This is a genomic window from Vibrio sp. 10N.237.312.B06 (assembly GCF_041464685.1).
Classification (GTDB): domain Bacteria; phylum Pseudomonadota; class Gammaproteobacteria; order Enterobacterales; family Vibrionaceae; genus Vibrio; species Vibrio tasmaniensis_A.
The window spans coordinates 20167-32037 of sequence record NZ_JBFSPI010000004.1; the positions used below are offsets into that span (position 1 = coordinate 20167).

Here is an 11871-nt window from a genome sequence, read left to right on the forward strand (position 1 = left end):
TTCAAACACCAGCTTAAGTAAGCCCCCTAATAATAAAATATAATTCTAATTGTGGAGTGTGACTATGACCGCACGTGAAACTGTGGTTCCAGTTTTACTTGAAAAAGTGTACAAACTGATTCAAGACAAACTTGACCTTGCTCATCGACCTCTCGTAACTCAACTTGCTCAACACTTGTTTAGTAACGTTTCTCACGACGACCTAACTCAGAGAAACGAATCCGATTTATACGGTGCTGTAGTTAGCTTATGGCATCACATCAATGAAAAGAAAGCCGACGAAATCTCTGTCCGTGTTTTTAACCCGACAGTAAGTCGCCAAGGCTGGCAATCGACTCACACTATCGTTGAGATAGTGGTACCAGATAGCCCATTCCTCGTTGATTCTGTAAAAATGGCATTAACTCGCCTCGATCTCTCTTCTCACCTTATGCTTCACAACCCAACACAAATCTCCCGTTCTGAGAAGGGAAGTGTGGTTGGTGTCAGCAACAATGAAGGTGCATTCCAATCGCTTTTCCATATTGAGGTTGACCGTCTTAGCAGCAAAGCTGAAATGACAGCGCTTAAAACAGAGCTGTTGGATATCTTTACCGATACAGGTCTTGTGGTTAATGACTGGCTACAAATGGTAGAAAGACTTGAAGAAGTCACAAATCAAGTTGAACAGCAAAAAGAGACGATTCCAGTCGATGGTCAGCGTTTTGATGAAACGCTTGCGTTCCTTCGTTGGTTAGGTGAGCACAACTTTACGTTTATGGGCTACAAGGAATACGACCTTGTTTCTGTGAATGGCGACACTGAACTACAACCTACCAAGGAGCAAGGCCTTGGTTTGTTCGCAAATTCAGATCGTGTACGTAACGTTAAGCTGTCTGAGTTTTCTGACTCGGCACGCTTAGAAGCGAAAAAACCGTATGTATTGATCGTAACCAAGGGCAACACGGCTTCACGCATTCACCGTCCAGCTTACAATGATTACATCGGCATTAAGAAGTTTGATAAAAACGGCAAGGTCATTGGTGAGCACCGCTTTACGGGTCTTTACACTTCTGCTGTTTATAACCAAACCGTTGAAAGCATTCCTCTAGTTCGCGAGAAAGTAGAGCGTATCTTAGATGCAAGTGGTTACCGTCAGGGTTCATACTCTTACAAAGCACTGCACAATATTCTAGAAAACTATCCGCGTGATGAACTGCTTCAAGCTCGAGAAGAAGAGCTACTTGAAGTGGGTACGGGCGTTGTACAAATGCAAGATCGCGATCTTCTGCGCTTGTTCGTTCGCAAAGACCCGTTTGGCCGTTTCTTCAGCTGTATGGTTTACGTAACAAAAGATCGTTACAACACCGAGCTTCGTCGTCAAACCCAGCGCATCTTGAAGCAATACTTCGGTTGCGAAGAAGAAGTCGAATTCACGACATACTTCTCTGAAAGCCCACTGGCAAGAACGCACTATATTGTTCGTGTTGATAACAACAACATGGATGTGGACGTGAAAACAATTGAGCAAAATTTAATGGAAGTATCGTCTACGTGGGATGACCGCCTGTCTGAATCAATCGTTGCTAACTTCGGTGAGAGCAAAGGTCTTCCATTATCGAAAGAGTACATGCGTGCATTCCCACGTTCGTACAAAGAAGACATGATGCCTGGTTCTGCTGTTGCAGATATCGAGCGTCTAGAAGCACTAAGTGAAGACAACAAACTTGGCATGCTTTTCTACCGTCCTCAAGAAGAGGCGGCAGACTCTAAAGCTGTTCGTTTGAAATTGTTCTACCACAGTGATGAGCCGATTCACCTGTCTGATGTTATGCCAATGCTTGAAAACTTTGGCCTGCGCGTTATTGGTGAATCACCTTATGAAGTGCGCAAGACCAATGGGGTGACTTATTGGATCCTTGATTTCTCGATGCTGCATAAGAGTGACAAGACGATTGATCTTCGTGAAGCTCGCGATCTATTCCAACAAGCCTTTGCTGCGATTTGGGCGGGTGAGTTAGACAGCGATGGTTTCAACCGCTTGGTATTGGGTGCGGGTCTTTCTGGCCGTGAAATCTCAATCTTACGTGCATATGCTCGTTACATGCGCCAAGTTGGTTTCCCATTCAGTCAACAATACATCGAAGACACATTGTCTCATTACCCAGATCTAGCGAAAGGGTTAGTGAGCTTATTCGGCAAGCGTTTTGATCCTAAATTGAAGGGCAGCGCGAAAGGCCAACAAGATCTTATCAAGAAGATCACTGAACAGTTGGATCATGTAGAAAGCTTGGATGATGATCGTATCATTCGTCGCTACATGGAAATGATCACAGCAACGCTTCGTACTAACTACTATCAGTTAGACGACAACAAACAGTCTAAACCTTGGTTGGCTCTGAAAATGAGACCAAGCGAGATTCCAGATATCCCAGCGCCGGTTCCTGCGTTTGAGATCTTCGTTTACGCACCAGACATTGAAGGTGTGCATCTACGTGGCGGTAAAGTCGCTCGTGGTGGTTTACGTTGGTCAGACCGTCAAGAGGATTTCCGTACTGAGATTCTAGGCCTAGTTAAAGCACAACAAGTTAAGAACACAGTAATTGTACCGGTTGGTGCAAAAGGTGGTTTTGTTTGTAAGCGTCAGCACATGATGTCTGGCCGAGACGAGATCTTCGCTGAAGGTCAACGTTGTTACAAGCGCTTCATCCGTGCGCTACTAGACGTATCAGACAACATCATTGAAGGCGAGGTTATCCCACCGAAGAGTGTTGTTCGTCACGATGAAGATGATCCGTACTTGGTTGTTGCTGCCGATAAAGGTACAGCAACGTTCTCAGATCTAGCAAACTCAGTATCTGATGAATACAATTTCTGGTTAGGCGATGCCTTTGCCTCTGGTGGTTCTAACGGTTACGACCATAAAGCGATGGGTATCACGGCGAAAGGTGGCTGGGAATCTGTCAAACGTCACTTCCGTGAAATGGGCATCAACTGTCAAACAACGGACTTTACCGCTATCGGTGTAGGTGATATGGCGGGCGATGTATTTGGTAACGGCATGCTGTTGTCTAAGCATATTCGTATGCAAGCTGCGTTTAACCACATGCATATTTTCATCGACCCGAATCCTGAATCAGCATCAAGCTGGGTAGAGCGTGAGCGCTTGTTTAATCTACCTCGCTCAAGCTGGGAAGATTACAATAAAGACCTTATCTCTCAAGGTGGTGGCATCTTCTCTCGTCGAGCGAAGTCTATCTCTCTGACGCCTGAAATTCAGAAAATGCTAGGTACTAAGAAAGCATCAATGGCACCGAATGATTTGATCAAAGCGATCTTGTCTATGCAGGTTGATCTTCTTTGGAATGGCGGTATCGGTACTTACGTTAAGTCTTCAAACGAGACTCATACTGATGTTGGTGACCGTGCAAATGACGTGCTTCGTATTGATGGCCGTGACCTGAAAGCTAAGGTTGTTGGTGAAGGCGGTAACTTGGGTATGACTCAATTGGGTCGTATTGAATACGCGCTTACGGGTGGCCGCGTTAATACTGACTTCGTTGATAACGTTGGCGGTGTTGACTGTTCAGATAATGAAGTAAACATTAAGATCTTCTTGAATGGTTTGGTGTCTAATGGTGATCTAACCGTTAAGCAACGTAACCAAGTGCTTGAATCGATGGAAGATGAAGTGGGCGAAATCGTATTAGACGACGCATATTGCCAAGCTGAGTCTATTTCGGTTACTGAGCATCAAGGTGTTGGCTTAGTCAAAGAGCAAATCCGCTTTATTCATACAATGGAAAAAGCAGGGTACTTGGATCGTGGTTTGGAATACATCCCAGATGACGAAACATTGCTTGAGCGTGAAAAGCAGGGGCAAGGCCTAACAAGACCAGAGCTTTCTGTCCTTGTCGCTTACGGAAAAATGGTGCTTAAAGAAGATCTTGTTAGTGATGATATCGCTAATGATGAATTCCATGCTCAACAACTTATGCAATACTTCCCAACAGCGTTACGTCGTAACTATTCTCAACACATGGATAATCATCCACTACGTTCTGAAATCATTGCGACGGCACTGGCTAACCAAATGGTTAACGAGATGGGTTGTAACTTCGTTACTCGTCTGCAAGAAGAGACGGGCGCAAATATCGTTGATATTGCCAATGCTTACGCGGCATCACGTGAAATCTACGGTCTTGGTAAAGTTCTGAAGAGCATCCGTGAACTGGACAATGTTTCAAGTTCTGAAGCTCAATACGAATTGATCTACCATGTTCGCCGTACACTTCGTCGTTTGGCTCGTTGGTTGCTAAGAAACCGTACCGGTAAACAGTCAGTGAAAGCACTGATTGAACTTTACCAAGGTGATGTTCTTACTATCACAGAGAAACTGGATGAAAACCTAGTGGCTTCTGAAGTAGAAGAGCATAACGCAATGGCACAGTTATGGATTGACCAAGGCGTAAACGCTGAGTTGGCTAATTCAGTTGCGCGTTTGTCTAGCTTGTACTCAGCACTGGATATATCCACAGTAGCTCGTGAGACGGGTAAAACAGTACAACAAGCGTCTAAGCTTTACTTCAACCTTGGCGACCGTTTGTCTCTGCACTGGTTCTTGAAGCAAATCAATGGTCAAGCTGTAGATAACAACTGGCAAGCGCTGGCACGTGCAGCATTCAGAGAAGATCTGGATTGGCAGCAACGTCAGCTAACTGGCCAAGTGCTTAACTGCGGTTGTGCTTCAGACATCGATGTGATTAAAGCGCTTGATGATTGGATGGAAAGTAACTCTGTTTCTCTACATCGTTGGGAAAGTATCCTCAATGAATTCAAAGTGGGTTCGGTTCATGAGTTTGCCAAGTTCTCAGTAGCACTGCGTGAATTGATGTTATTGAATCTAAACTGCATGTCGACAGATTAGTGATTAGATAAAACGAAAGACACAAGGGCAGGCCATAAGGTCTGCCTTTTTCGTTTCTATAAAGTGGCATCAATCGATCTGACGATTTTTGACGGACCCACTTCGTGAACACCTTGCTTGTTGTTAAAAGAGTGGGTGGCTGTAATATGGTAGAGACTAGAAATGAGTAAACTGACTACAGAAACGATAACGTTTGCTTAATAAAGAACCTCATTCGCTAACAAACTCGATTATCTTACCCTTACAGACAGTAATAGATTGAATAGTTGAGTAAATAAGTAAATAATATCGCCCCGTTTACACGGGGCTTTTTTCTATCGGAGGCACAATGCTCTACCGTCTAGCCAGAACTGGCTTTTTCCAACTTGATGCCGAAAAGGCACATGATCTTGCAATTCAAAATTTCAAACGCTTCACAGGCACTCCTATTGATCTTTTGTATCGCCAACAATTACCTAATCGACCTGTAGAATGCATGGGTCTTACTTTTAAAAACCCAGTTGGCCTAGCGGCTGGCCTAGATAAAAACGGCGAATGTATTGATGCATTTGGCGCAATGGGTTTTGGTTTCGTTGAAGTAGGAACGGTAACTCCTCGTCCACAAGCCGGTAATGACAAACCACGTCTGTTCCGTCTTGTTGAAGCTGAAGGTATCATCAACCGCATGGGGTTCAATAACCTAGGCGTCGACAATCTTATTGAGAACGTCAAGAAGTCGAACTACGACGGCATCTTAGGTATCAACATCGGTAAGAACAAAGACACACCAATTGAAAAGGGCGCTGAAGATTACTTGATCTGTATGGAGAAGGTATATCAATACGCTGGTTACATTGCTGTGAACATCTCTTCACCAAATACTCCAGGACTTCGTTCTCTACAATACGGCGAAGCTCTAGACGATCTATTGTCTGAACTTAAAACGAAACAATCTGAACTAGAAGAGAAGCATGGTAAATATGTTCCTCTTGCTCTTAAGATTGCTCCGGATCTAAGTGATGACGAAATTAGCCAAATTTGTGAATCATTGATCAAAAATAAGATCGATGGTGTGATCGCAACAAATACAACATTGGATCGTTCAATCGTTGAAGGCATGAAACATTGCGATGAAGCTGGTGGCCTAAGTGGACGTCCAGTTCAATCTCGCAGTACGGAAGTGGTTCGTAAACTTCACGAAGAGTTGGGTGACCAATTACCGATCATCGGGGTAGGTGGCGTTGACTCTTACGTTGCTGCGAAAGAGAAAATGATGGCAGGCGCGAAGCTTGTACAAGTTTACTCTGGTTTCATCTACAAAGGCCCAGGTCTTGTAGGCGACATCGTTAAAAATTTATAGTCCCGAAAACCAGATCTTTTATAAACCCAGAGCTTTTATAAACAGAGTTATCAAAAAGATTTGGTTATTTTAGGAAAGCTATAATTTGGCATCGTCTTACTAAAAGAGACACTGTAACTCACTGAGTTGTAGACAGAAGCGATAAGAAAGAGGAATTCATTTCCTCTTTTTTTTTGCCTATTGCTCAGTAAAATTACTGTAATTGAAGGTAATTTTGCGTTTTACCTAATGGAATGGTTCAACAGTGTGAGACGAAATGATGCTTAAACCTAGCGATACATGGAGTTGGTATTACGATGAGCAGCAATGTTCATTAATGCTAAACCTCGGAGAGGATATGATTTTCAAAACGAATCTGGTCCGCAATAAGCTGGTGGACTGCGCGTTTAGAGATAATGAATTCACCGTTGATGACGCATCTTCATACCAAACCTTCAAAGAACAAATTTCTGGCTTAGAACTGTCTGAGCCTCGTCAAGCTGAACTCGCACTATATTGTGTGGCAGCAAAGCGCTTCCACAAGCCTGTACAGCCTAAAAGCTGGTTCTTCGATTCACAAGGCGCTGGCCACGAATCTCCTCAAGAAGGGGATATCGTACAAATGAATAACGAGCATAGCCTAGGTTACTTCATTGTATTGGAAGTGGGAGAGTGTGCGAGCCTATGTGCATTTGTCGACTTAGAAGAGTTTCTGCTCACACCTTCAAAAGGGTTAAGCTTTGGAGACTCGATTAAGGTGATGCACGATAGGATGGTAGACGCGAACTCTATTCTTCATTTTCACCATACACATATTGCAATGGTCGGTTAATTCCCCAGTTTAGTTCATCATTTCTAACACACATTGCAACGCATAAACCTATCAAACCTTCCTTAGAATCGGCTCAATAGCCGATTTTTTTGTGCCTAAAAAACCTCATCCAGATAAATACATCACCGCTTAACTATTTAATTAGTGAACTTGTGACTGTTTTTTCATCTTAATTTCTGCCTATTTTCATCGCCAGAAGTGTAAATTACCTCCCTTTATTCCCTGTTTTTGTGCTTTTGTAGCTAACTTTCAGTCTCAAATTAGGTCTGGTATATACCAATTTCAAGGTGAATATAAATTCACACCACCGCATTGGTCGATGTTTGGTCATAAATTGTGCTGATTCGATAAGTCTTATGTTCTAAGGGGATGTGGGTAAGCGATCGCTTCATGACTGTGTGTTTGCTAGCCAGTTAGTCGAAAGATTCAATGAAAAGACAAGTTTAGTGTGATGCTCTAATAACAAATTCAGGTATAATCGAGCTAATTTTTATCAATAAAAGAACACTATGAATCAATATCTAGCGGTTACCTCAAACGGCCTTGAGAATTTATTAGTTGAAGAACTAACCCAACTAGGGATTACAAATGCAAAACCTGTTCAAGCAGGTGTTAAATTCAAAGCGACCAATGAGCAAATTTATCGTTGTTGTTTATGGAGTCGTTTGGCTTCTAGATTTGTACGTGTCCTTTCTGAATTCACTTGTATGGACGACATGGATTTGTACCTATCAACCACCGCGGTTAACTGGGTAAATCAATTCCATAGCTCTAAGCGTTTTGTTGTTGACTTTAACGGTACAAACAACGAAATCCGTAATAGCCAATACGGTGCGATGAAAGTAAAAGATGCCGTTGTTGATAGCTTTGAGAAAAAGTCTTTGCCTCGTCCGTCTATAAGCAAAGAAAATCCAGATATTCGTATTCACGTTCGTCTACATCGTGATAAAGCGATTCTTGGTGTTGATATGGTAGGTAGCGGTCTTCACCAACGTGGTTATCGTCCAGAATCAGGCCGCGCACCATTGCGTGAAACCCTTGCTGCAGCGATTCTTCTTCGTAGTGGCTGGGACGCAACTAAGCCTTTCCTAGACCCAATGTGTGGTTCAGGTACGTTAGTGATTGAAGCGGCAATGATGGCTGCGAACATGGCTCCAGGTGTTAAACGCCAGAAGTGGTGTTTTGAATCACTAGAAGATTTTGAACCAGAACTGTGGGCTGAAGTGAAAGCTGAAGCGAACGTTCAAGGTCGTCGTGGCGTTAAGAAAGTAGAGTGTAAGTTCTATGGCTACGACAATGACGAGCGCATGATCAAAACAGCGCGTGACAATGCTCGTCGTGCTGGTGTTGAAGAGCTGATTGAATTCGAAGTAGGCGATGCTGCAAAGCTTAAGCGTCCTACAGAGTTTGCTGATGGTGTGATTGTTTCTAACCCACCGTATGGTGAGCGTCTTGGCACAGAGCCGGGTTTGATTGCACTTTACACGGCATTCGGTGCACAACTTAAAGCGGAATTTGGCGGTTGTAACGCGTCTATCTTCTCTAGTTCTGACGAACTGCTTAGCTGCTTACGTATGCGTGCAGACAAACAGTTCAAATTGAACAATGGTGCGTTACCGTGTCACCAAAAGAACTACTCAATTTCAGATCGTCCGATGTCAGAGCGTCCAATGGGTGAACAAGAGCAACTTATTGCCCCAGACTTCGCAAACCGTCTTAAAAAGAACATCGGTAAAATTGGCAAGTGGGCTAAGAAAGAGCAATTAGATTGTTACCGTATCTACGATGCGGACTTACCAGAATACAATGTAGCGATTGACGTATACCCAGGTCACCTAGTGATTCAAGAATACGCAGCACCTAAAGATGTACCGGAAGAGAAAGCAAAACGTCGCTTAACCGATATCATCCGTGCTTCTATTCAAGTCACTGGCGTTGAAGCAAACAACGTGGTTCTTAAGGTTCGTCAGAAGCAGAAAGGCCGATCTCAATATCAAAAAATGGCTCAAGACTCCTCTAACCTAGAAGTGAACGAATACGGCGTTAAGCTGATTGTTAATCTTCATGACTACTTAGATACGGGCTTGTTCTTAGATCATAAGATCACTCGTCGTCGTATCGGCGAAATGGCTGCAGGTAAAGATTTCCTTAACTTATTTGCTTACACAGGCAGTGCCTCTGTTCATGCTGCTGTGGGTGGCGCACGCTCTACAACAACCGTTGATATGTCTAATACCTACCTTGAGTGGGCAAAACAGAACATGGAGCTTAATGGCCGTGTTGGTCGTCAACATCAGTTTGTTCAAGCTGACTGCTTACAGTGGTTGGTTAAAGAGCAGGGTTCTTACGATTTGATCTTTATTGATCCCCCAACGTTCTCAAACTCTAAGCGTATGGATCAATCTTTTGATGTTCAGCGTGATCACATTCAATTGATGGAAAACCTTAAGCGTCTTCTTCGTGAAGAAGGCACGATTGTGTTCTCTAACAACAAGCGTCACTTCAAAATGGATGTAGAAGGCCTAGAAGAGTTAGGTCTCAAAGCTCAGAACATCTCAGCTAAAACGCTTCCATTGGACTTCTCTCGCAACAAGCACATTCATAACTGCTGGTTGATTACGCATAAGTAATTAAGAGATTGTATAAGGATATAGCGTGCTGACTCTCTACAGTACAGAAGGGTGCCATCTATGTGAGATGGCATTCAAACTCACGGAACAGTTAAACATTAGCCATCACGTCAACGTTGTCGACATTGCATTTGATGATGAGCTCTTTTCCCGTTACGGGGTCACTATTCCGGTGCTCAAATTTGAAAGCTCTGACTTTTCTCAAAGCTCAGAGCTTAACTGGCCATTTGGCTTGTTAGAACTTAATGATTGGTTAAAAAAGAATGGCATTACTTACAATTCATAACGGGCAATTAGCGTTTGGCGATCACCCGTTATTAGATCGTGCGGACTTTGCACTGCAAGAAAACGAACGTGTGTGTTTAGTAGGGCGCAATGGCGCGGGTAAGTCTACGTTGATGAAAATCCTGTCAGGGAACATCATCATGGACGACGGCAAGATGCAAATCACACAAGATGTGGTTGTGTCTCGCCTTGAGCAAGATCCACCGCGTAATGAAGAAGGCACCGTTTATGATTACGTTGCTGGTGGCCTAGCGGAAATCGGCGAACAGCTGAAGATCTATCATGATCTTTTGGATCTCATTGGTACTGACCCTAGCGAAAAGAACTTAAATCGTCTTACTCGTGTACAAGAGCAGTTGGATCATGCCAACGCATGGCGTTTCGAAGATCGCGTAAGTAACGTAATGGCGGCGCTTAAACTCACTGCTGAAACAAAACTGACCGATTTGTCTGGTGGTTGGCAACGTAAAGCGGCGCTTGCTCGTGCGCTTGTATGTGACCCAGACGTGCTTCTACTCGACGAACCGACTAACCACCTAGATGTTGCGACAATTGAATGGTTAGAAGGCTTCCTGAAAGACTTCCGTGGTTCAATCATCTTTATCTCGCATGACCGTGCTTTCATCAAATCAATGGCAACTCGCATTGTCGATCTTGATCGCGGCAAGCTGAGCTCGTTCCCTGGCGATTACGAAAACTACTTGCTAGAGAAAGAAGAAGCGTTACGTGTCGAAGAGATGCAGAACGCTGAATTCGATAAAAAGCTTGCTCAAGAAGAAGTGTGGATTCGTCAGGGCATTAAAGCTCGTCGAACGCGTAACGAAGGCCGTGTACGTGCACTTAAGAAGTTGCGTGAAGAGCGCATCAATCGTCGTGAAGTGCAGGGTAAAGCGGTTATTCAGATCGATGATGGCCAACGTTCAGGCAAGATTGTATTCGAAGCAGAGAATCTTAACTTTGGCTTTGAAGGCAAAGAGATTGTTAAAGATTTCAGCTTCAACATTATGCGTGGTGATCGTATTGCTCTGATCGGCCCTAATGGCTGTGGTAAGAGTACCGTACTTAAACTGCTTCTTGATCAGCTGAAGCCTGATTCTGGCCGTCTGCATTGTGGTACTAAACTTGAAGTGGCTTACTTCGACCAATATCGCGAAATTCTAGACCCTGAGAAGTCAGTAATTGACAATCTGGCGGATGGTAAGCAAGAAGTGACAGTAGGCGGCCGTGAGCGCCATGCACTGAGCTACCTACAAGATTTCTTGTTCTCTCCTAAACGTGCTCGCACTCCTGTGAAGGCACTGTCTGGTGGTGAGAAAAACCGTCTGTTATTAGCTCGTATTTTCCTTAAGTCGAATAACTTATTGATTCTCGATGAGCCAACCAACGATCTAGATATCGAAACTTTGGAACTTTTAGAAGATTTGCTTGCCAACTATCAGGGTACGCTTCTTTTAGTGAGCCACGATCGACAGTTTGTTGATAACACGGTTATGACAAGTTGGATATTTGAAGGCAACGGCGTTGTTGAAGAATTTGTTGGTGGTTACCACGATGCTCAGCAACAAAGAAAGCAGGCTATAGAGTACCGACAGGTTGAAAAGCCATCAAAGCCAGAGAAAGTAGTTGAGGAAACTCCCAAAACTGCGCCAGTTAAGGCTAAAGCTAAGAAGTTATCGTATAAGCTACAACGAGAACTAGAAGCGCTACCTTTGCGTTTGGAAGAATTGGAAACTCAAATTGAAACTCTTCAGGAAGAAGTCAACGATCCTAGCTTCTTTTCAAAATCTGTAGAGCAGACACAACCAGTATTAGATAAGCTATCTGCAGCAGAGCAGGAGCTTGAAGTTGCTTTTGAGCGCTGGGAAGAGCTCGAGGCACTACAACAGGAAAGTTAAGAAGT

General features: G+C 43.7%; 6 protein-coding genes. All 6 read left to right on the forward strand.

The genetic code is table 11. The features are described 5' to 3' along the window. Positions 1-64 precede the first annotated feature (64 nt). Positions 65-4906 carry an NAD-glutamate dehydrogenase gene (locus AB6C75_RS01760; protein WP_372106596.1) on the forward strand — a complete coding sequence of 1614 codons (4842 nt, stop codon included), beginning with the start codon at positions 65-67 and terminating at the stop codon, positions 4904-4906. A 328-nt stretch (positions 4907-5234) separates the two neighbouring features. Then, positions 5235-6245, forward strand: a complete 1011-nt coding sequence (gene pyrD, locus AB6C75_RS01765) for a quinone-dependent dihydroorotate dehydrogenase (protein ID WP_017099304.1) — start codon at positions 5235-5237, stop codon at positions 6243-6245. A 256-nt stretch (positions 6246-6501) separates the two neighbouring features. Further along, complete coding sequence (locus AB6C75_RS01770; protein ID WP_017099303.1) at positions 6502-7056, forward strand: cell division protein ZapC; 555 nt, start codon at positions 6502-6504, stop codon at positions 7054-7056. A gap of 509 nt (positions 7057-7565) precedes the next feature. Then, positions 7566-9686, forward strand: coding sequence for a bifunctional 23S rRNA (guanine(2069)-N(7))-methyltransferase RlmK/23S rRNA (guanine(2445)-N(2))-methyltransferase RlmL (rlmKL, locus tag AB6C75_RS01775; RefSeq protein WP_372106599.1), 2121 nt, complete (start codon positions 7566-7568; stop codon positions 9684-9686). Between the two features lie 25 nt (positions 9687-9711). Next, the gene (locus AB6C75_RS01780; RefSeq protein WP_012603885.1) at positions 9712-9972 is read left to right on the forward strand and encodes a glutaredoxin family protein; all 261 of its coding nucleotides are present in this window, start codon (positions 9712-9714) and stop codon (positions 9970-9972) included. After that, positions 9950-11866 (forward strand): ABC transporter ATP-binding protein, encoded by a 1917-nt coding sequence (locus AB6C75_RS01785; RefSeq protein WP_009846664.1) that lies wholly within the window; start codon positions 9950-9952, stop codon positions 11864-11866. Before AB6C75_RS01780 ends, AB6C75_RS01785 begins: the two co-directional genes overlap by 23 nt. The last annotated feature ends 5 nt before the right edge of the window (positions 11867-11871 follow it).

Coding starts and splice junctions, on each gene's coding strand:
- pyrD (WP_017099304.1), top strand. CDS start 5,235: ATGCTCTACCGTCTAGCCAGAACTGGCTTTTTCCAACTTGATGCCGAA.
- AB6C75_RS01770 (WP_017099303.1), top strand. CDS start 6,502: ATGATGCTTAAACCTAGCGATACATGGAGTTGGTATTACGATGAGCAG.
- AB6C75_RS01760 (WP_372106596.1), top strand. CDS start 65: ATGACCGCACGTGAAACTGTGGTTCCAGTTTTACTTGAAAAAGTGTAC.
- rlmKL (WP_372106599.1), top strand. CDS start 7,566: ATGAATCAATATCTAGCGGTTACCTCAAACGGCCTTGAGAATTTATTA.
- AB6C75_RS01785 (WP_009846664.1), top strand. CDS start 9,950: ATGGCATTACTTACAATTCATAACGGGCAATTAGCGTTTGGCGATCAC.